The organism is Pseudomonas sp. A-B-19 (genome assembly GCF_019947515.1).
GTDB lineage: Bacteria > Pseudomonadota > Gammaproteobacteria > Pseudomonadales > Pseudomonadaceae > Aquipseudomonas.
In genome coordinates, this window is the sequence record NZ_JAGYGN010000006.1 from 135,311 (window position 1) to 154,885 (window position 19,575).

Genomic DNA, 19,575 nt, shown 5'->3' on the forward strand with positions numbered 1-19,575 from the left:
CCCGTCCCACCCACTCGACGTAAGTTGCAGCCCTTTATGCTTGTAGATTCCCATTGTCACCTCGATCGCCTCGACCTGGCCGCCCACGACGGCTCCCTGGATGCCGCCCTTGATGCGGCCCGACAACGCGGGGTAGGGCACTTTCTGTGTATCGGTGTCAGCGCGGACAACGCGGCCGACGTCAAGGCCCTGGCCGAACGTTATGACGACGTCGACTGCTCGGTAGGCGTACACCCTCTGGATGTACAGCCGGGTGCCGCGCCGGCGCTGGACTGGCTGTTGCAGGAGCTCAATCACCCGCGGGTGGTCGCCATCGGCGAAACCGGCCTGGATTACCACTACGAGCCGCAAGCGGCGCAGTTGCAGCAGCAATCCTTTCGCCTGCACCTGCAAGCGGCGCAGCAGACCGGCAAACCGGTGATCATCCACACCCGTGGTGCCCGCACCGACACCCTGGACTTGTTGCGTGAAGCGGCGTTGCCCCAGGCAGGCGTATTGCATTGCTTTACCGAAGACTGGGAAATGGCGAAGGCTGCACTGGACATGGGCTATTACATTTCCCTGTCCGGGATTGTCACTTTCCGCAATGCCGATGCGTTGCGCGATGTGGCCAGCAAGGTGCCGGCCGACCGATTGCTGGTGGAAACCGACTCGCCTTACCTGGCGCCGATCCCCTATCGCGGCAAGCCAAACCTGCCGCAGTACGTGCGTGAAGTTGCGGAATTTCTGGCAATGTTGCGTGGTGAGCCCTACGAGCGGTTTGCCGAGCAGACCACTGAGAACTTCAAGCGGTTGTTTCCCCTGGCGCATGTGAAATCGGTTTAGGGATCGAATCCGCTTTCGCAAGCAGGCTCGCTCCAACAAGGTTAAATCGCAGGCAAAAAAAACCCGGGTTCTGGGGGGTGAATCCGGGTTAAGACCATTAGGAGTAAAACAATGGTACGCGGTCCGTTGGTACCAATATCGGCGTGACACTTGGGGGAGATGCCCCGCCGACAGTTGAAGTATTGATCAGGATTGCGCCTCGTCCAGTTTGCTGGTCAGGGTTTTTAAACAAATTTGGAATACGTGCGCTTCGGAAGGGTTCTCATCAACCTGCAAACGTACGCAAAATGACCAGAAAGCGCAGATATGGTCGGATGATCCGTGCATTTTTGCGCAAGTTAGGCATAATACGCGGCTTCGAATTTTGACCCCGACAGACCTTTTCTTATGCATAAAGAACCTCGTAAGGTCCGTGAGTTTCGTCGCCGCGAGCAGGAAATTCTCGATACCGCGCTCAAGCTGTTCCTCGAACAGGGTGAAGACAGTGTCACCGTCGAGATGATCGCTGATGCCGTCGGTATCGGCAAAGGCACGATCTACAAGCACTTCAAGTCCAAGGCGGAAATCTATCTGCGCCTGATGCTCGACTACGAGCGCGATTTGAACACGCTGCTGCATTCGGCCGATGTCGACAAAGACAAGGAAGCCCTGTCCCGGGCGTACTTCGAATTCCGCATGCGCGATCCACAACGCTATCGCCTGTTCGACCGCCTCGAAGAAAAAGTAGTCAAGGGCAACCAGGTGCCGGAGATGATCGAGGAACTGCACAAGATCCGTGCCTCGAATTTCGAACGCCTGACCCTGCTGATCAAAGGCCGGATCAGCGAAGGCAAGCTGGAAGACGTGCCGCCTTACTTCCATTACTGCGCGGCCTGGGCGCTGGTGCACGGTGCCGTCGCGCTGTACCACTCGCCGTTCTGGAGCAACGTGCTGGAAGATCAGGAAGGTTTCTTCCAGTTCCTGATGGATATCGGCGTGCGCATGGGTAACAAGCGCAAGCGCGACACCGACACTCCCGGCAGCTGAGCCATTCAGTTGCCTTATTGCGCCATTATTTCGCTACTTGGCGCAGTGCCGCAGGAATATACTCAGGTAGAGGACTTGCTAAAACTTGATTTCTGAGTCAAGTTTTAGCGGCCCGATATTCTTCCGCCGGAGTGCCCATGATCGTTGACCGTCAAGGCAGGCGTTTTCGCAACCTGCGAATCAGCCTGACCTCAGCCTGCAATTACGCCTGTACCTACTGTGTGCCCAATGGCAAGCGGCTGGTGGCTGCGCAGGATGAGTTGTCGGCCGAAGCCATGGCGCGCGGTGTGGCGTATCTGATTGAAGCGGCGGGGATCGAGCGTCTGCGCATTACCGGCGGCGAGCCGCTGGTCAGCCCGAAACTCGAAGCGTTCATGACGGCGGTCGGGCAGATGGGCCTGGAAGACATCAGCCTGACCACCAATGGCCAGTTGCTGGCGAAGAAACTGCCGCTGCTGGTGAACGCCGGCATTCGGCGCCTCAACGTTTCCCTCGATACCCTTGACGCCAGTGCGTTCCGTGCCATTGCCCGGGGCGGCGACCTGGCCACAGTGCTCAACGGCATGAGCGAGGCCAGTGCGGCCGGCATGAAGATCAAGGTCAACATGGTGCCGCTGCGCGGGCAGAACCTCGATCAAGTGATGCCGCTGCTTGATTACTGTCTGGAGCGTGGTTATGAACTGCGCTTCATCGAGCTGATGCGCATGGGCCATCTGGCCAGCGATTCCAATGCCTTTCTGCAGCAGTTCGTCAGCCTCCAGCAACTGTTGAGCCTGATTGCCGAGCGCTACGAATACCGGCAGGCCGACGCGCCTGTCGATGCGACAGCGGTGCGCTATGAAATCCCCGGCCAGGGTTATTTCGGCGTGATCGCCAACGAGAGCGTACCTTTCTGCCGGACCTGTTCACGCTTGCGTTTATCTTCCACCGGGTGGCTGCATGGCTGCCTGTCGTCGAGCAATCGCCATTACATCGGCGACCTGCTGGACAAGCCACGCCATCAAGCACTTCCAGCCTTGCAGAGGCTCCTGGTGAAAGCCTTGGGCGATAAGCAGGAAGTGGCGTTCTCCGGTGGAGCGACTGTCATGAAGATTATCGGCGGCTGAACCGGCCTCATCGCGGGCAAGCCACGCTCCCACAAGGTTTGCGTAAATCCTTGCTCGCGATGGCTATAGATCAGTCAACAAGGCTCATGAGCTGGCGCAAAAGCTGCATCCTACGGCCATTCGCCGGTTTTCCGACACTGGCCTCTGGAGGATAGGATGCGTAGCCTGGTTTTGCTGCTGGCCGTTTTGGCACTTGGTGGCTGCATGAACGTCAGCGATATGGCCGAAGGGACTCGTTACCATATGAGCGATGCGGGGTTACTCGATCACAGCGACAGTCGTCGCGTAAACAATCTGCGCATTCAACCGGACTCGTTCGTCTACATCGCCCAAGGTGCTTTCATGCCCCCGGGCAGCGACGTTTACCCACGACCCAACGTGATTGCCGAAGTCGCGTTCGATGGCTTCGTCGAATACTTCCCGATGGTCCGCCGTGCCCGTACACCGGAAGGCCTTGACCAGGCCATGGGCGAAGCCCGTGCCGCCGGTGCGCATTATCTGCTCTACACCCGGTTTGCCAAGTCTGACGACCGTATCGGCAACTCGGACGAGTGGCTGGATCAGGAAGCCCTGGATCGTCTCGGTATCGACAGCGGTATGATTCAGATCATGTTGATCGAGACCAGCACCCAGTATTTGATTGATACTGCGACCATCAAGAGTCGTGGCGGTTTACTGACGTTCCACGATAAAAAACCCGAAGACCTGATGGGCCCGCCGCTGGAACAATACGCGCGCAGCCTGCTGGGGCTCAGCGACCAGTAATGCCAAGGAGAACACCATGAGTGGCCCGCAAAAAGCCAACGACCTGCTGGGGCAAATCCCCAAGACCAAAGGCTTGCCGCCGGTGCACCTGTGGAATCCCGATTTCTGCGGCGACATCGACATGCGCATAGCCCGCGATGGCACCTGGTATTACCTGGGCACGCCGATCGGGCGCAAGCCGATGGTCAAGCTGTTCTCCACCATCATTCGCCGCGACGGCGATGATTATTTCCTGATCACGCCGGTCGAAAAGGTCGGCATCAAGGTCGACGATGCGCCGTTCGTGGCGATTGCGCTGGACGTGGAAGGCGAGGGCCAGGCGCAGCTGTTGCGCTTTACCACCAACGTCGATGAAACCACCGAGGCCGGTGCCGAGCATCCGATGCGCGTGGTCGTCGATCCGGTAACGCAGGAACCGGCCCCTTATGTGCATGTGCGCAGCAATCTTGAAGCCTTGATCCATCGCAACGTGTTCTATCAATTGGTGGAGTTGGCAGTGAGCCGCGAGATCGACGGCCAGAGCTGGCTCGGTGTATGGAGTGGCGGCGAGTTCTTCCCCATCGGCCTCGAACCCTGACACCGATCCCTGTAGGAGCGGGCTTGCCCGCGAAGGGGCCGTTAGCTTCAACATCAATGTTGACTGATACTCCGCTTTCGCGAGCAAGCTCGCTCCCACAGTGGCTTGCGAATATTCAAAAAATCAAATTGACACACAATCGTATGATGATTAGCGTGAGCTTCCATCACGTACGGCTTTGAGGTGTCCATGTCCAGCAGCTTTCATGCTTCGACCGTTGACTGGCTGGGATGCTGGCTCGCCACGGGGCAGGTCAGGCCTGGTGAGTCACTCAAGGTCGAAGCCGACCTCGGCGAACAACTCGGCGTGAGCCGCACGGTCATCCGCGAAGCGATCAAAACCCTGGTTGCCAAAGGCATGCTCGAAGTCGGCCCGAAGGTCGGCACGCGGGTGTTGCCGGTGCGGCGCTGGAACCTCTTCGACCCACAAGTCGTCGGCTGGTTGTCGCGCAGCGGCTTGCCGGAAAACTTCGTCGACGATCTGCTCGACCTGCGCCGTACCATCGAACCGATGGCGGTGCGCTGGGCCTGCGAGCGCGCAACCGGCGAACAGGTGAACGCGATCCTGCTGGCCTGCAACGCGCTGGAACGGGCGGTGGACAGCGGCATCGATTACAACCGTGCCGACCAGCTCTTCCACGAGTGCATCCTCGCCGCCAGCCACAATCAATTCATCGAACAAATGGTTCCCGCCCTTGGCGCATTGCTGGCGGTGGCCTTTGAAGTATCCGCCGCGGACCCGGATGAACTGCGTCGCACCTTGCCGATTCACCGGGACCTGGCCGAGGCAATCGCGGCCCGAGATACCGCCCGGGGCGTTTGGGCCTGCATGACCCTGATCGATAACGCGGACCTTGCGATCAAGCGTTACTACCCGCAAGTCATGGCCGATAAAAAGGCCAGCTGAATACCCGAACTACTTGTAGGAGCCAGCTTGCTGGCGAAGGTGGATCAGCGACGACGATGTCGACTGACACTCCATCGCTGGCAAGCCAGCTCCTACACAATAAAAACAAAAACCGTGCAGGAGGTTTCATGGCGTGGACTGCAGTGACCGGACATCGGGCACAACTGGGCGAGGGCCCGTTCTGGGATGCTCCCACCCAAGCCCTGTACTGGGTGGATATCGCCGGTAAACAGGCCCTGCGGTTGAGCGGCGCCAATGTGCAGATCTGGCAGATGCCGGAGCATGTGTCGTCCTTCATTCCCTGCGAAAGCGACGATGCGCTGGTGACATTGAGCAGTGGCGTTTACCGGCTCGATCTTGACTCTCCTGGCCTGGAACCGCGTTTGACGTTGTTCTGCGTGGCCGATCCGCAACCGGGCAACCGCCCCAACGAAGCCCGCTGCGACGCCCAGGGCCGGCTCTGGCTCGGCAGCATGCAAAACAACATCGCAGAACAGGGTGAAGACCTGCCCGTCTTGCGCCGTTCGGGCGGACTGTTTCGCATCGATCGCGCCGGGCGGGTCGTGCCGCTGCTGCGTAACCTGGGCATTCCCAACACGCTGTTGTGGAGCGATGACGCCACCACCGTGTATTTCGGCGACAGCCTCGACGGCACCCTGTATCGATATTTCATCCGTACCGACGGCGCCCTCGATGCGCCGCAGGTCTGGTTTGGTCCGCACGGGCGTGGCGGCCCGGACGGTTCGGCGATGGATGCCGAAGGTTTTATCTGGAATGCCCGTTGGGACGGTAGCTGCCTGCTCAGGTTGAGCCCTGACGGCAAAGTCGACCGGATCATCGAACTGCCGATCAGCCGTCCTACCAGCTGTGTGTTCGGCGGCGCAGACCTGAAAACCCTGTACATCACCAGCGCAGCCAGTCCGCTGGGCCATCCGCTGGATGGGGCTGTGTTGTCGATTCCAGTGGATGTACCTGGAAAATATTGCACGCGTTTTGCTGGGTGATTCCCATAATATGGGATGCAAATATATATATTGAGATTTTTAGCGGGCCGGGTTTATAGTCGGCCTCACCAGTTTCATGCACTCACACTTAAAAAAACAAAACAGGTGAAGTGATGCAGCGAAGTTTCCCCGTGCTCCCTTGCGTAGGCAGTGTCTCAAACCGTTTCCAGGCTGAAGCGTTTTCGCACTCACCTGTTTCTTCCTCAATGCCTTTTGACCGGACATCGACAGATGCCCGGTTTTCGTCGTGTTTTCGAACAGGAGTCTTGATCCATGGCTGAGCCACTGTCACTGCCACCGGTACCCGAACCGCCCAAGGGCGAACGCCTGAAAAACAAGGTCGTGTTGCTGACCGGTGCCGCCCAGGGCATTGGCGAAGCGATTGTGGCGACCTTCGCGTCCCAGCAGGCCAGGCTGATCATCAGCGACATTCAGGCCGAGAAAGTCGAGAAAGTCGCGGCGCACTGGCGGGACAAAGGCGCCGATGTGGTGGCGATCAAGGCCGACGTGGCGCGTCAACAGGATTTGCACGCCATGGCCCGGCTGGCGATCGACCTGCACGGCCGGATCGATGTGCTGGTCAACTGCGCTGGGGTCAACGTGTTCCGTGACCCGCTGGAAATGACCGAAGAAGACTGGCATCGCTGCTTTGCCATTGACCTCGATGGCGCCTGGTACGGTTGCAAGGCGGTACTGCCGCAGATGATCGAACAGGGCATCGGCAGCATCATCAACATTGCCTCCACCCATTCCTCCCACATCATTCCGGGCTGCTTCCCGTACCCGGTGGCCAAGCATGGCCTGCTCGGCCTGACCCGCGCGCTGGGCATCGAATATGCGGCCAAGGGCATCCGCGTCAATGCCATTGCGCCGGGCTATATCGAAACCCAGATCAACATCGATTACTGGAACGGTTTCGCCGACCCCCACGCCGAACGCCAGCGCGCGTTTGACCTGCACCCGCCGCGTCGCATCGGTCAGCCGAGCGAAGTGGCAATGACCGCCGTGTTCCTGGCCAGCGATGAAGCGCCGTTCATCAATGCCTCGTGCATCACTATCGATGGCGGGCGCTCGGTGATGTACCACGATTGAGTGATCGTGCTTTCAGGCGCATTACTACGCCTGAAATTCAATGATCATACGATATGACTATTTGCAGTACGGTTTTACCGTCCTTTATTTACAAAGAACGCTTTCAAAGAACGCTCAAGAACAATAACAAGGAGTCAGCTTATGAATCGTCGTCATGCTATCCGTTCCCTGTGCTGTGCCGCGTTGGCGGTCTCGGCGGTCAGCCTGAGCAGCACGCTGCTGGCGGCCGAGCAAGTGAAAATCGGTTTTCTGGTCAAGCAAGCGGAAGAACCCTGGTTCCAGACCGAATGGGCTTTTGCCGAAAAAGCCGGGAAAGAGAAAGGCTTCACCCTGATCAAGATCGCCGTGCCGGATGGTGAGAAAACCCTTTCTGCCATCGACAGCCTCGCGGCCAACGGCGCCAAAGGCTTCGTGATCTGCCCGCCGGACGTGTCCCTGGGACCTGCGATCATGGCCAAGGCCAAACTCAACGGGCTGAAAGTGATTGCCGTCGATGACCGTTTCGTCGATGCCAGCGGCAAGTTCATGGAGGATGTGCCGTACCTCGGCATGGCCGCGTTCGAAGTCGGCCAGAAGCAGGGCAACGCCATGGCCACCGAAGCGAAGAAGCGCGGCTGGGACTGGAAAGACACCTATGCGGTGATCAACACCTACAACGAACTCGACACCGGCAAGAAGCGCACCGACGGCTCGATCAAGGCACTCGAAGACGCCGGCATGCCGAAAGACCACATCCTGTTCGCGGCCCTGAAAACCCTCGATGTGCCAGGCAGCATGGACGCCACCAATTCGGCACTGGTGAAACTGCCGGGCGCGGCGAAAAACCTGATCATTGGTGGCATGAACGACAACACGGTCCTGGGCGGCGTGCGCGCCACCGAGAGCGCGGGTTTCGCTGCGGCCAACGTGATCGGCATCGGCATCAACGGCACCGACGCCATCGGCGAGTTGAAGAAACCCGACAGCGGCTTCTACGGCTCGATGCTGCCAAGCCCGCACATCGAGGGCTACAACACCGCGAGCATGATGTACGAGTGGGTCACCACCGGCACTGAACCGGCGAAATTCACCGCCATGGACGACGTGACGCTGATCACCCGCGACAACTTCAAGCAGGAACTGGAAAAGATCGGCCTGTGGAACTGATGGCCGTTTGATTTCAGCGGCGGCCTCGGCGACGGGGCTGCCTGACCGGTTTGAAGAGGTGGGTTATGCACGCGCAAACAAATACACAACAACACAGCGGCAGCTTGCGCTTCAACGGGATCGGCAAGACCTTTCCCGGGGTCAAGGCGCTGGACAACATCAGCTTCGTCGCCCATCCGGGGCAGGTTCATGCCTTGATGGGCGAGAACGGTGCCGGCAAGTCGACGCTGCTGAAAATCCTCGGCGGGGCCTATACGCCCAGCAGCGGTGCCTTGCAGATCGGCGAGCGGGCGATGGACTTCAAGTCCACCGCCGACAGCATCGGCAGTGGCGTCGCGGTGATCCACCAGGAGTTGCATCTGGTGCCGGAAATGACCGTGGCCGAGAACCTGTTTCTCGGGCACCTGCCGGCCAGTTTCGGCCTGATCAACCGAGGTGCCCTGCGCCAGCAGGCACTGGCCTGTCTCAAAGGCCTGGCCGATGAAATCGACCCGCAAGAGAAAGTCGGGCGCCTGTCCCTCGGCCAGCGGCAATTGGTGGAGATAGCCAAGGCGTTGTCCCGTGGCGCCCATGTGATTGCCTTCGACGAACCCACCAGCAGCCTTTCGGCGCGGGAGATCGAGCGCTTGATGGCGATCATCGGCCGGCTGCGGGACGAGGGCAAAGTGGTGCTCTACGTGTCCCATCGCATGGAAGAGGTGTTTCGCATTTGTGATGCCGTGACGCTGTTCAAGGACGGGCGATACGTGCGCACATTCGACGACATGAGCCAGCTGACCCACGATCAACTGGTCACCTGCATGGTCGGTCGTGACATTCAGGACATCTACGATTACCGCCCGCGCCAGCGCGGCGCCGTGGCGCTCAAGGTCGACGGTCTACTCGGGCCGGGGTTGCGTGAGCCGGTGAGTTTCGAGGTGCACAAGGGCGAAATCCTCGGGCTGTTCGGGTTGGTCGGTGCCGGTCGCACCGAGCTGTTGCGCCTGCTCAGCGGCCTGGCGCGCCACAGCGCCGGACACCTGAAGCTTCGTGGCCATGAACTGAAGCTGCGCTCACCCCGGGACGCGATTGCCGCCGGGATCCTGTTGTGCCCCGAGGACCGCAAGAAGGAAGGCATCCTGCCGCTGGCCAGCGTCGCCGAGAACATCAACATCAGCGCACGCGGCGCCCACTCCACCTTCGGTTGCCTGTTGCGTGGCCTGTGGGAGAAGGACAACGCCGACCAGCAGATCAAGGCGCTCAAGGTGAAAACGCCCCACGCCGGGCAGCAGATCAAGTTTCTTTCCGGCGGTAATCAGCAGAAGGCCATTCTCGGCCGCTGGCTGTCGATGCCGATGAAAGTGCTGCTGCTTGACGAACCCACCCGTGGCATCGACATCGGTGCCAAGGCCGAGATCTACCAGATCATCCATAACCTGGCGGCAGAGGGGATCGCGGTGATTGTGGTGTCCAGCGACTTGATGGAAGTCATGGGTATTTCCGACCGCATCCTGGTGCTGTGCGAAGGCGCGCTGCGTGGCGAGCTGAGCCGCGAACAGGCCAACGAATCCAACCTGCTGCAACTGGCTTTGCCGCGCCAACGCGCTGACGGCGTGGCGAACTGAGAGGTGACTATGATGACAACCCAAAACAACACACTGCCGACTACGCGCAAACCGCTGGACCTGCGGCGCTTCCTCGATGACTGGGTGATGCTGCTGGCCGCCGTCGGAATCTTCGTGCTCTGTACCCTGATGATCGACAACTTCCTTTCGCCGCTGAACATGCGCGGCCTGGGCCTGGCGATTTCCACCACCGGGATCGCGGCGTGCACCATGTTGTATTGCCTGGCGTCCGGGCATTTCGACTTGTCGGTGGGCTCGGTGATTGCCTGCGCCGGGGTAGTCGCGGCGGTGGTGATGCGCGACACCGACAGCGTGTTTCTCGGTGTCTGTGCGGCGTTGGTGATGGGGCTGATCGTCGGGCTGATCAATGGCATCGTCATTGCCAAACTACGGGTCAACGCGCTGATCACCACGCTGGCGACCATGCAGATCGTGCGTGGCCTGGCCTACATCTTCGCCAACGGCAAAGCGGTAGGGGTGTCCCAGGAGTCGTTCTTCGTCTTCGGTAACGGCCAGTTGTTTGGTGTGCCGGTACCGATCCTGATCACCATCGTCTGTTTCCTGTTCTTCGGCTGGCTGCTGAACTACACCACCTACGGGCGCAACACCATGGCCATCGGCGGCAATCAGGAAGCGGCGTTGCTGGCCGGTGTGAATGTCGACCGGACCAAGATCATCATCTTTGCCGTGCATGGGGTGATCGGTGCGTTGGCCGGGGTAATCCTGGCGTCGCGCATGACCTCCGGTCAGCCAATGATCGGCCAGGGTTTCGAGTTGACGGTGATCTCGGCCTGCGTGCTGGGCGGGGTGTCGTTGAGTGGCGGGATCGGCATGATCCGGCACGTGATTGCCGGGGTACTGATACTGGCGATCATCGAGAATGCGATGAACCTGAAGAACATCGACACGTTTTATCAGTATGTGATTCGGGGTTCGATTCTGCTGTTGGCGGTGGTGATCGATCGCCTGAAACAGCGCTGACATCCATTATCTGTGGGAGCGAGCTTGCTCGCGATGGCGGAGTACCGGCCAACATTTATGTTGGATGTGCCGGCCTCATCGCGAGCAAGCTCGCTCCCACAGTGATTTGAGGTGTGGCTAGATTTTGTGAACAACGCGCAACCCTGTGGGAGCGAGCTTGCTCCGGGCGGCGATCCGACGATGAGGCCATCAGCTTCAACACAAAACAGTTGGGCCTTAACCCGCCTTGCGCAACGCCTCGATCAGCTCTTGTTTGCGCATCGAGGACCGCCCGGGAATACCCTTGGCCCGGGCCTCCTTCCTCAAGCTATCGACCGTCTGGGCCTCTCTGGATGCAGCGCTATTGCGTGAGTGCCCCTTACGAGTGGCCACCGCCCGACGCGCCGACTCCTTGCGATCTGCAGACTTTGCCCTGGCCGGTTTCTTGCGCCCCGACCCACCGGCCCGTTCGCCGCCGCCGGACTGTTTGTTCACGGTCGCCCAGGCGCGGGCTTCGGCTTCATCCTTTGAAAGGCCTTTGCTTTCGTAACTGTCTTCGATGTGTTGCGCCTTGCGTTTTTGCTCGGCGGTGTATTTGGTTTTACTTCCACGAGGCATGGGATTTCTCCTGGCTTGATTACTGGCTCATGTTGCTTTCCTCGTCCTCGGTGGTGCTTGAACCGAGGCCGCCATTGCCGGGCGTTTTTTTGTCCGGCAGATTCGTCCCGCCCTGACGGCCCATGTCTTTGCCTTGGGTGCGCGGGTCGGTGCCGGTGGCAGGCGGGAGGTTGTGGTCGATCGTCGTGCCGTCGGTGTTCATGCCTGGAGCGCTCTGGATCGCCGGTGCCCTGGGTTTTTCCACCGGATTGGTCGGGCCGGTGCCCGAGCCGATGGTTCCGGCGAGTGCGGTAGAAGACAGCAGGGCGGTGAGGGCGAGGGCGGTCAGCCTGGGCAGGGTCATGGTGTTGTCTCCAACGGGTAGAGTCCTTACCTGATTAGTCCGCCCTCGATCCGGATGGGTGCATTGTCAGCGACGAACGGCTCAGGCTTGTTCCAGTGCCCTGACCGCTATGGCTCTACGCCAGATCAAACGGCCCACGGTGATCAGCCAGTTGAGCGAGGCAACCGCCAACACCGTGAGCAACAGCGTGGGCATGCCTTGTTCGACGATGATTTTCCCCGCCAGCAATGGGAAGCCGAACACGCCGATGAAGTACGACAGGCTGAACAGCAGCAAGGATTGCGCGGTGCTGCCGTTCGGCGCTTCATTGGCGGCCAGGCCGTTGATCACCGAGTAAGTCAGGCCGTAACCGATCCCGAGCATCACCGCCGCGAGCAGGTAGCTGAAGCTGTTGTCGACGACAAAACCGAACATCACGATCGACGTCACCATCAACCCCGAAAGCACGCACGACGCACGCAATGGATCGCGCTTGACCACAAAGCCGGCAACCAGCATGCGGCCGCTGATCGCCGCGCTCATGAAACCGAGGAAGAACAACGAGTAGTCGAGCGAGTGCGCCGCCGCATAACTGGTTTGAAAGCTCGACAGACCACCGAAAACACAACCGCCGAGACCGACCATGATGATCGGGAAAACGGCCCTGGACGACAGCACCTGAGCCGCTGCGCGCCAGGAAATCCGCGACACACTGCCAGATTGCGCGGGCACCTGTTTCAACTGCCGATCCAGACGCCAGAACAGCAATACGCCGATCAGGCTGGCCAGCGCCGCCAGGTAAAACGCGGCTGTCACCGGATAACCGAGCGCACTCGCCGCGCGGCCGAGCAACGGGCCGCTGCCGATCCCGCTCATCATGCTGCCCGACAGCAGGGCGAAGTATTTGGCACGCTGTGCGGGTGTCACCAGGCTTGCGACGATGATCGGCCCCAGGGTGTAGAACACGCCCCAGCCCAGACCCAGCAGCAGGCCAAAAAACAACAGCAGATGGCCAAAGCCCGGGGTCAGGGCGAAGCCCAGGCTCGCCGCTACCAGCAAAACACCGAACAGCGCCACCGAGCGGGCGGCGCCGAGCAGGTCGGACAAATGACCGGAAACAATCACCGCCGCAAAGGTGCTGAGCATCGCCGCCGAAATCACGCTGCCGGCGTCGTGTTCGTTGCCACCGCGAGAACCAATCAACAATGACAGCAAAAACGTCGAACCGTAGGACAGCGACAACAGGTAACTGGCGAGGCAAAACAGGCCAAACAACTTGCTTGAGACAGGAGGTGTCGCGGTAGGCATGACGTGGTTCCTTGGCCGGATAAATGAGCAGCGCGGCTATCTAATCACGCAGTGCCCGAATGTTTGGTCCGAGGTTATCGATGCCAGGGTTAGTGTTGGCCGGAGTAAAGCCTCCAGACACTTTGTGGCGGATCAGCTTTTGTGGCGAGGGAGCTTGCTCCCGCTGGCCTGCGAAGCAGGCCCTGTTGCGATCGGCTCTGTTTTTCCAGAAAGATCGCATTGCCTTCTTTTGGGGCTGCTGCGCAACCCGGCGGGAGCAAGCTCCCTCGCCACAGGCAAGCCCCCTCGCCACAAGTACCGCGCCGACTTAGTATGGCGTTTTCCACTTTTGACAAGGCACGTCCATGACGATCGAAATCCGCCCGGCGACCCCCAGTGACGCACCGCAAATCCTCGCGTTCATCACTGAACTGGCCGACTACGAGCGTGCCCGCCATGAAGTCATCGCCAGCGTTGCCGACATCGAGCGCAGCCTGTTCAGCGAAGGCGCCACCGCCCATGGCCTGATCTGCCTGCGCGACGGTGCGCCCATCGGTTTCGCGGTGTTCTTCTTCAGCTATTCCACCTGGCTTGGCAGCAATTGCCTATACCTCGAAGACCTCTACATCACCCCGCAACAGCGTGGCGGAGGCGCGGGCAAGACCCTGTTGCGGCATCTGGCGAAAATCGCCTGCGCCAACGACTGCGGCCGTTTCGAGTGGAGCGTGCTGGAGTGGAATACCCCGGCCATCGAATTCTACAAGTCCCTGGGGGCGCAGCCGCAGGAGGAGTGGGTGCGCTATCGGATGGATGGGGCGGTGCTGCGGGATTTTGCTGCGGGTAACTGAAACTTCTTAAAAGATCGCAGCCTTCGGCAGCTCCTACGGATCGATGTACACCGCCAAACCGCGGTGGACGATCCCGTGTAGGAGCTGCCGAAGGCTGCGATCTTTTTTTGTTTTATCCCATAATATGGGATTGATATTTATATATTGAGATTTGTCCCGGCACAGGTTTATAGTCGCGCTCACTCACTGCCAAAAACCAAAACAGGTGAAGCGATGCAGGCGCAATTGATCGCGCTCGACTGGGGGACAACCTCATTACGTGCTTACAAACTGGCTGAAGGTGGCTTGGTCCTCGAACAGCGTTCGCTGTCGTCGGGGATCATGCAGCTACCGAAAGCACCGCGAATCATTGGCGGCCGGGAATGCGCCGACGGCTTTGAACTGGCCTTCGACGAGGCCTGCGGCGACTGGCTCGACGCCCGGCCGGATTTGCCGGTGATTGCCTGCGGCATGGTCGGCAGCGCCCAGGGCTGGCGCGAAGCGGCCTACCGCGACACGCCAGCAAACGTCGCCACTCTCGGTATTTCCTTGCAAACCGTGCGCAGTCTGCGCGGCGTCGATGTGCACATTGTGCCCGGCGTTATCGAGCGTTCGCGTTTGCCGAACGTGATGCGCGGCGAAGAAACCCAGGTGCTCGGCGTGCTGCAAAACCTGACGGGTGAGGCGGGCGCCGATCTGTTGATCGGCCTGCCGGGCAGCCATTCGAAATGGGTGGAAGTGGCCGACGGCTGCATCGTGCATTTCGATACCTTCATGACCGGCGAAGTGTTCGCCGTGCTCAGTGAGCACAGCATTCTCGGACGCACCCAACAGCGTGGCGGGTCTTTCGATGGCGATGCGTTTGATCGCGGTGTCCAGGTCGCGTTGTCGGCGGACGGTGAAACCGGTCCGCTGTCGACAATGTTCAGCGCCCGCAGTCTCGGGCTGACCGGCGAATTGAGCGCCAGCGCCCAGGCGGACTACCTGTCCGGCCTGCTGATCGGCCATGAGTTGGCGGCCCTGGCAAATGTCCAGCGGCGCCGGCGCAACAGCGTGCATCTGCCTTCGATCATCCTCATTGGCAACACCCGACTCTGTGCCCGCTACAGCCGTGCGCTCGACGCCTGCGGTTTTGCCCGGGTGACCCTGGCCGAACAGGCCACCGAACGCGGATTGTGGCAACTGGCGCTGGCTGCCGGCCTGGTCACGTCCACCGCATCCCGTTAAACCTGACTGGAGACCTGACATGCTCAAACAAGCCTTGGCACAAAACGGCCTGATCGCGATCCTGCGCGGTCTGCGCCCGCAGGAAGCGGCCGCCATCGGCGAAGTCCTGTACGCCGCCGGATTTCGCGTCATCGAAGTGCCACTCAATTCCCCTGAGCCGTACGAAAGTATCCGCATCCTGCGCAGCATCTTGCCCGCCGATTGCCTGATCGGTGCCGGCACGGTGTTGACGCCGGAGCAGGTCGAGCAAGTGAAAGCCGCTGGCGGCCAGGTGATCGTCATGCCCCATAGCGATCCGAAGGTCTTGCGCGCGGCGAAATCGGCGGGACTTTACCTGTCGCCGGGTGTCGCCACGCCGACCGAAGCCTTCGCGGCACTGGCCGAAGGAGCGGATGTGCTGAAGATGTTCCCGGCCGAGCAGATGGGGCCGGCCGTCGTCAAAGCCTGGCTCGCGGTGTTGCCGGCCGGAACCATTCTTGTGCCGGTCGGCGGCATCACGCCGGACAACATGCAGGTGTTTATCGACGCGGGCGTCAAAGGTTTCGGCCTCGGCTCCGGTCTGTTCAAACCGGGTATGACGGCAGAGCAAGTGGCGGCCAATGCCAAGGCCTACGTCGCTGCCTGGAAAGCCCTCCGTTAAGACTTTTTGGGCGCTGCGAGCGCTGCATCTAACAAGAGAGACAAACAGATGAAAATCACCAAACTGACCACCTTCATCGTTCCGCCACGCTGGTGCTTCCTCAAGGTCGAAACCGACGAGGGCGTCACCGGTTGGGGCGAGCCCGTGGTCGAAGGCCGCGCCCACACCGTTGCCGCAGCCGTTGAAGAATTGTCCGACTACCTGATCGGCAAAGACCCGCGCAACATCGAGGACATCTGGACCGTGCTCTATCGCGGCGGTTTCTACCGTGGCGGCGCGATCCACATGAGCGCCCTGGCCGGTATCGACCAGGCCTTGTGGGACATCAAGGGCAAGGCGCTGGGCGTGTCGGTCAGCGACCTGTTGGGCGGTCAGGTGCGGGACAGGATTCGTGTGTATTCGTGGATCGGCGGCGACCGTCCGGCAGATACCGCACGGGCGGCGAAAGATGCGGTCGAGCGTGGTTTCACCGCGGTGAAAATGAACGGCACCGAAGAGCTGCAATTTCTCGACACTTTCGACAAGGTCGACCAGGCCCTGGCCAACGTCGCTGCCGTGCGCGATGCCGTCGGCCCGAACGTCGGCATCGGCGTGGACTTCCATGGCCGGGTGCACAAGCCCATGGCCAAGGTGCTGATGAAGGAGCTCGATCCGTACAAGCTGATGTTCATCGAAGAACCGGTGCTCAGCGAAAACTACGAAGCGCTCAAAGAGTTGGCGCCGCTGACCAGTACACCGATCGCTTTGGGTGAGCGGTTGTTCTCGCGCTGGGATTTCAAGCGCGTGCTCAGCGAAGGCTACGTCGACATCATCCAGCCGGATGCGTCCCACGCCGGTGGCATCACCGAAACCCGCAAGATCGCCAACATGGCCGAAGCCTACGACGTGGCGCTGGCGCTGCATTGCCCGCTGGGCCCGATTGCCCTGGCAGCCTGCCTGCAGCTGGACGCGGCCTGCTACAACGCGTTCATCCAGGAGCAGAGCCTGGGTATCCATTACAACGAGAGCAACGACCTGCTCGATTATGTGAAAGATCCGCGAGTGTTCGACTACGACCAAGGCTTCGTGAAGATTCCGAACGGCCCGGGCCTGGGCATCGAGATCAACGAGGAATACGTGATCGAGCGCGCCGCCATCGGCCACCGCTGGCGCAACCCGATCTGGCGCCATGCCGATGGCAGTTTTGCCGAGTGGTGAGTGCTCCCTGACCCACCGCAACCCCCCTGTAGGAGCTGGCTTGCCAGCGAAGGCTGCGTGTCTGGCAACATCGTTGTTGGATGTGCCGGCCTCTTCGCTGCGATGCGGCGACCCGACAAGCCAGCTCCTACAGGGGGGCAGCGCCAATCTTTAGAACGACCTCAATAAACATAAGAAGAGGCACCCCCCATGCAACCGCAAACCCTCACCGGGCAGGCGTCGTTGGTGACGCCCAGCCGCAAGCGTTTTTTCATCATGGTGCTGTTGTTCATCACCGTGGTGATCAACTACCTGGACCGCAGTAACCTGTCGATTGCCGCCCCGGCCTTGACCAGTGACCTGGGCATTGACCCGATTCACGTCGGCCTGATCTTCTCTGCGTTCGGCTGGACCTACGCCGCCATGCAAATCCCCGGTGGCTGGCTGGTGGACCGCGTGCCGCCACGGATCCTGTACAGCGTCGCCTTGCTGCTGTGGTCGGTGGCCACGGTGATGCTCGGCTTCGCCGCCAGCTTCATCGCGCTGTTCGTGTTGCGCATGGCGGTCGGTGCCCTGGAAGCGCCGGCGTATCCGATCAACAGCCGCGTGGTCACCACCTGGTTTCCCGAGCGCGAGCGTGCCACAGCGATCGGTTTTTACACCTCCGGGCAATTCGTCGGCCTGGCCTTCCTGACGCCGGTACTGGCGTGGCTGCAGCACGAATTCGGCTGGCACATGGTGTTCGTCGCCACCGGCGCGGTGGGCATTGTGTGGGCGGTGATCTGGTACGCGGTGTATCGCGAGCCGCGGGACTTCAAAGGCGCCAATGAGGCGGAAATCGATTTGATCCGCGAGGGCGGCGGGCTGGTGGATATCCAGGCCGAACAGGCCAAGGTCAAGGCCACATTCAGCTGGACCGACCTGGGCATCGTCCTGACCAAGCGCAAACTCTGGGGCATTTACCTCGGGCAGTTCTGCCTCAACTCGACCCTGTGGTTTTTCCTGACCTGGTTCCCGACCTACCTGGTGAAATACCGCGGCATGGACTTCATCAAATCCGGCCTGTTGGCGTCGCTGCCGTTTCTCGCCGCGTTCATCGGCGTGCTGTGTTCCGGTTTCTTCTCGGACTTCTTGATCCGTCGCGGCTGCACGGTGGGTTTCGCCCGCAAGCTGCCGATCATCAGCGGCTTGCTGATTTCCACCTCGATCATCGGCGCCAACTTTGTCGAGTCGACGCCATTGGTGATTGCCTTCCTTGCGCTGGCATTCTTCGGCAATGGCCTGGCTTCGATTACCTGGTCGCTGGTATCGACGCTCGCCCCGGCGCGCCTGCTCGGGTTGACCGGTGGGGTGTTCAACTTCATCGGTAACCTGTCGGCGATTGCCACGCCTATCGTGATCGGTTTCCTCGCCACAGGTGATTCTTTTGCCCCGGCGATCACCTACATCTCGGTACTGGCATTGATTGGCGCGCTGTCCTACATCTTGCTGGTGGGCAAGGTCGAGCGTATCAAGTTGTAGTCGTGGCACGCGGGCGACCATAATGCCGCCCGTTCACTCGCTCAACGGTAAAGGCTGGATATGCAGGAAGACGCCCCAAAAATCGCCAAGGACGCCGCGCCGACCGGCACCCAGACCCTGCTTCGCGGTCTGGGTGTGGTCCATGCCGTGGCCAGCGGCGCCCGCGATCTCAAGGAAATCGCCCGGCTGATCGGCACCACGCGCAGCACCACCCATCGCCTGGCCAGTTGCCTGGTGGACGAGCGTTATCTGCGGGTGGTGCCGCAAGTCGGCTATCTGCTGGGGCCGAAGCTGATCGAGTTGGGCTTTCAGGCGCGTGAAGAGTTGCCGCTGGTGACCCTGGCCGGGCCGTATCTGGACGAGTTGTCGGCGTTGACCGGCGACACCATTCACCTGGCGATCCGCGAAGGCGATGAGGTGCTGTACCTGCACAAGAATCCGGGGCGCAATGGCCCGGAAATGCGTTCGCGGGTCGGCCATCGCATGCCGTTGGCGCGCACCGGGATCGGCAAGGCACTGATGCTCGATGAATCACCGCAAGAGTGGCAGCGCCTGTACGAAATCAGCCTGCCGTTGGGTGGGAAAAATCAATTCTGGCCACAGCACCCGGAGCAATCCTGGGAGCAGTTCGAGCAGCGCATGGTCGAGTACGTGGCCGGCGGTTACGCCTTCGATCTGGAGGACAACGAACCGTCGATCCGTTGCGTGGCGGCGCCGATCCGCGATGCCAGCAAACGTATCGTCGCCGGTATCAGCATCGCCAGTACCGTGCCTTACATGCCGCTGGAAAAAATGGCCGAGCTGATTCCCCTGATCAAGGGCGTTACGGCCCGGCTGTCGGCGGAGCTGGGTCTCAAGGTTTAAAACACAAAACCCTGTGGGGACGGTCTTATGTCCTGAATCGCACGCAACAAAAAGGCCCCCGTTTCGGGAGCCTTGATGTTCA

At 60.5% G+C, this 19,575-nt stretch carries 20 protein-coding genes; 17 read left to right on the plus strand and 3 right to left on the minus strand.

Features of this window, described 5'->3' with window-relative positions; genetic code table 11:
• Nucleotides 1-36 precede the first annotated feature (36 nt).
• The 11 genes from KGA81_RS09060 (at nt 37) to araH (ending at nt 11,032) form a co-directional block, all read left to right on the plus strand.
• Nucleotides 37-825 (plus strand): TatD family hydrolase, encoded by a 789-nt coding sequence (locus KGA81_RS09060; RefSeq protein WP_223545537.1) that lies wholly within the window; start codon nt 37-39, stop codon nt 823-825.
• A gap of 387 nt (nt 826-1,212) precedes the next feature.
• Nucleotides 1,213-1,851 (plus strand): TetR/AcrR family transcriptional regulator, encoded by a 639-nt coding sequence (locus KGA81_RS09065; RefSeq protein WP_108215361.1) that lies wholly within the window; start codon nt 1,213-1,215, stop codon nt 1,849-1,851.
• Nucleotides 1,852-1,988: 137 nt separating this feature from the next.
• Complete coding sequence (locus KGA81_RS09070; protein WP_223545538.1) at nt 1,989-2,957, plus strand: GTP 3',8-cyclase MoaA; 969 nt, start codon at nt 1,989-1,991, stop codon at nt 2,955-2,957.
• Nucleotides 2,958-3,113: 156 nt separating this feature from the next.
• Nucleotides 3,114-3,722, plus strand: a complete 609-nt coding sequence (locus KGA81_RS09075; RefSeq protein ID WP_223545539.1) for a DUF4823 domain-containing protein — start codon at nt 3,114-3,116, stop codon at nt 3,720-3,722.
• Between the two features lie 16 nt (nt 3,723-3,738).
• The gene (locus tag KGA81_RS09080; RefSeq protein ID WP_223545540.1) at nt 3,739-4,299 is read left to right on the plus strand and encodes a DUF1285 domain-containing protein; all 561 of its coding nucleotides are present in this window, start codon (nt 3,739-3,741) and stop codon (nt 4,297-4,299) included.
• A 189-nt stretch (nt 4,300-4,488) separates the two neighbouring features.
• Nucleotides 4,489-5,205, plus strand: coding sequence for a FadR/GntR family transcriptional regulator (locus KGA81_RS09085; protein WP_223545541.1), 717 nt, complete (start codon nt 4,489-4,491; stop codon nt 5,203-5,205).
• Nucleotides 5,206-5,333: 128 nt separating this feature from the next.
• Nucleotides 5,334-6,209 (plus strand): SMP-30/gluconolactonase/LRE family protein, encoded by an 876-nt coding sequence (locus KGA81_RS09090; RefSeq protein ID WP_223545542.1) that lies wholly within the window; start codon nt 5,334-5,336, stop codon nt 6,207-6,209.
• 273 nt (nt 6,210-6,482) lie between these two features.
• Nucleotides 6,483-7,301: an SDR family oxidoreductase gene (locus tag KGA81_RS09095; protein ID WP_223545543.1), complete on the plus strand. Its 819-nt coding sequence runs from the start codon at nt 6,483-6,485 to the stop codon at nt 7,299-7,301.
• 141 nt (nt 7,302-7,442) lie between these two features.
• Complete coding sequence (locus tag KGA81_RS09100; protein WP_223545544.1) at nt 7,443-8,447, plus strand: substrate-binding domain-containing protein; 1,005 nt, start codon at nt 7,443-7,445, stop codon at nt 8,445-8,447.
• Between the two features lie 65 nt (nt 8,448-8,512).
• Entirely contained in the window at nt 8,513-10,051 is a 1,539-nt protein-coding gene (gene araG / locus KGA81_RS09105) for an L-arabinose ABC transporter ATP-binding protein AraG (protein ID WP_223545545.1), read from the plus strand.
• A 12-nt stretch (nt 10,052-10,063) separates the two neighbouring features.
• The gene (gene araH, locus KGA81_RS09110; RefSeq protein ID WP_223545546.1) at nt 10,064-11,032 is read left to right on the plus strand and encodes an L-arabinose ABC transporter permease AraH; all 969 of its coding nucleotides are present in this window, start codon (nt 10,064-10,066) and stop codon (nt 11,030-11,032) included.
• A gap of 216 nt (nt 11,033-11,248) precedes the next feature.
• Here araH and KGA81_RS09115 read toward each other — a convergent pair whose 3' ends face one another.
• The 3 genes from KGA81_RS09115 to KGA81_RS09125 all read right to left on the minus strand — a co-directional run bounded on the left by KGA81_RS09115 (nt 11,249) and on the right by KGA81_RS09125 (nt 13,259).
• Nucleotides 11,249-11,629 (minus strand): Rho termination factor N-terminal domain-containing protein, encoded by a 381-nt coding sequence (locus KGA81_RS09115; RefSeq protein WP_223545547.1) that lies wholly within the window; start codon nt 11,627-11,629, stop codon nt 11,249-11,251.
• A 19-nt stretch (nt 11,630-11,648) separates the two neighbouring features.
• Nucleotides 11,649-11,972 (minus strand): hypothetical protein, encoded by a 324-nt coding sequence (locus KGA81_RS09120; RefSeq protein WP_223545548.1) that lies wholly within the window; start codon nt 11,970-11,972, stop codon nt 11,649-11,651.
• A gap of 81 nt (nt 11,973-12,053) precedes the next feature.
• Nucleotides 12,054-13,259, minus strand: coding sequence for an MFS transporter (locus tag KGA81_RS09125; protein ID WP_223545549.1), 1,206 nt, complete (start codon nt 13,257-13,259; stop codon nt 12,054-12,056).
• 344 nt (nt 13,260-13,603) lie between these two features.
• Here KGA81_RS09125 and KGA81_RS09130 point away from each other — a divergent pair, with 344 nt between their 5' ends.
• From KGA81_RS09130 to KGA81_RS09155, 6 genes are all read left to right on the plus strand, one after another.
• Nucleotides 13,604-14,086: a GNAT family N-acetyltransferase gene (locus KGA81_RS09130; RefSeq protein ID WP_057400335.1), complete on the plus strand. Its 483-nt coding sequence runs from the start codon at nt 13,604-13,606 to the stop codon at nt 14,084-14,086.
• A 213-nt stretch (nt 14,087-14,299) separates the two neighbouring features.
• Nucleotides 14,300-15,292, plus strand: a complete 993-nt coding sequence (locus KGA81_RS09135) for a 2-dehydro-3-deoxygalactonokinase (RefSeq protein ID WP_223545550.1) — start codon at nt 14,300-14,302, stop codon at nt 15,290-15,292.
• A 19-nt stretch (nt 15,293-15,311) separates the two neighbouring features.
• Nucleotides 15,312-15,932, plus strand: coding sequence for a 2-dehydro-3-deoxy-6-phosphogalactonate aldolase (locus tag KGA81_RS09140; RefSeq protein WP_223545551.1), 621 nt, complete (start codon nt 15,312-15,314; stop codon nt 15,930-15,932).
• Nucleotides 15,933-15,980: 48 nt separating this feature from the next.
• The gene (gene dgoD, locus KGA81_RS09145; protein ID WP_223545552.1) at nt 15,981-17,129 is read left to right on the plus strand and encodes a galactonate dehydratase; all 1,149 of its coding nucleotides are present in this window, start codon (nt 15,981-15,983) and stop codon (nt 17,127-17,129) included.
• Between the two features lie 189 nt (nt 17,130-17,318).
• Nucleotides 17,319-18,629, plus strand: coding sequence for an MFS transporter (locus KGA81_RS09150; RefSeq protein ID WP_223545553.1), 1,311 nt, complete (start codon nt 17,319-17,321; stop codon nt 18,627-18,629).
• Between the two features lie 60 nt (nt 18,630-18,689).
• On the plus strand, nt 18,690-19,493 hold the full coding sequence (locus KGA81_RS09155; RefSeq protein ID WP_223545554.1) for an IclR family transcriptional regulator: 804 nt from the start codon (nt 18,690-18,692) through the stop codon (nt 19,491-19,493).
• Nucleotides 19,494-19,575 lie beyond the last annotated feature (82 nt).

Coding starts and splice junctions, on each gene's coding strand:
- KGA81_RS09060 (WP_223545537.1), top strand. CDS start 37: ATGCTTGTAGATTCCCATTGTCACCTCGATCGCCTCGACCTGGCCGCC.
- KGA81_RS09120 (WP_223545548.1), bottom strand. CDS start 11,972: ATGACCCTGCCCAGGCTGACCGCCCTCGCCCTCACCGCCCTGCTGTCT.
- KGA81_RS09070 (WP_223545538.1), top strand. CDS start 1,989: ATGATCGTTGACCGTCAAGGCAGGCGTTTTCGCAACCTGCGAATCAGC.
- KGA81_RS09075 (WP_223545539.1), top strand. CDS start 3,114: ATGCGTAGCCTGGTTTTGCTGCTGGCCGTTTTGGCACTTGGTGGCTGC.
- araH (WP_223545546.1), top strand. CDS start 10,064: ATGACAACCCAAAACAACACACTGCCGACTACGCGCAAACCGCTGGAC.
- araG (WP_223545545.1), top strand. CDS start 8,513: ATGCACGCGCAAACAAATACACAACAACACAGCGGCAGCTTGCGCTTC.
- KGA81_RS09065 (WP_108215361.1), top strand. CDS start 1,213: ATGCATAAAGAACCTCGTAAGGTCCGTGAGTTTCGTCGCCGCGAGCAG.
- KGA81_RS09095 (WP_223545543.1), top strand. CDS start 6,483: ATGGCTGAGCCACTGTCACTGCCACCGGTACCCGAACCGCCCAAGGGC.
- dgoD (WP_223545552.1), top strand. CDS start 15,981: ATGAAAATCACCAAACTGACCACCTTCATCGTTCCGCCACGCTGGTGC.
- KGA81_RS09135 (WP_223545550.1), top strand. CDS start 14,300: ATGCAGGCGCAATTGATCGCGCTCGACTGGGGGACAACCTCATTACGT.
- KGA81_RS09100 (WP_223545544.1), top strand. CDS start 7,443: ATGAATCGTCGTCATGCTATCCGTTCCCTGTGCTGTGCCGCGTTGGCG.
- KGA81_RS09080 (WP_223545540.1), top strand. CDS start 3,739: ATGAGTGGCCCGCAAAAAGCCAACGACCTGCTGGGGCAAATCCCCAAG.
- KGA81_RS09125 (WP_223545549.1), bottom strand. CDS start 13,259: ATGCCTACCGCGACACCTCCTGTCTCAAGCAAGTTGTTTGGCCTGTTT.
- KGA81_RS09130 (WP_057400335.1), top strand. CDS start 13,604: ATGACGATCGAAATCCGCCCGGCGACCCCCAGTGACGCACCGCAAATC.
- KGA81_RS09085 (WP_223545541.1), top strand. CDS start 4,489: ATGTCCAGCAGCTTTCATGCTTCGACCGTTGACTGGCTGGGATGCTGG.
- KGA81_RS09115 (WP_223545547.1), bottom strand. CDS start 11,629: ATGCCTCGTGGAAGTAAAACCAAATACACCGCCGAGCAAAAACGCAAG.
- KGA81_RS09150 (WP_223545553.1), top strand. CDS start 17,319: ATGCAACCGCAAACCCTCACCGGGCAGGCGTCGTTGGTGACGCCCAGC.
- KGA81_RS09155 (WP_223545554.1), top strand. CDS start 18,690: ATGCAGGAAGACGCCCCAAAAATCGCCAAGGACGCCGCGCCGACCGGC.
- KGA81_RS09090 (WP_223545542.1), top strand. CDS start 5,334: ATGGCGTGGACTGCAGTGACCGGACATCGGGCACAACTGGGCGAGGGC.
- KGA81_RS09140 (WP_223545551.1), top strand. CDS start 15,312: ATGCTCAAACAAGCCTTGGCACAAAACGGCCTGATCGCGATCCTGCGC.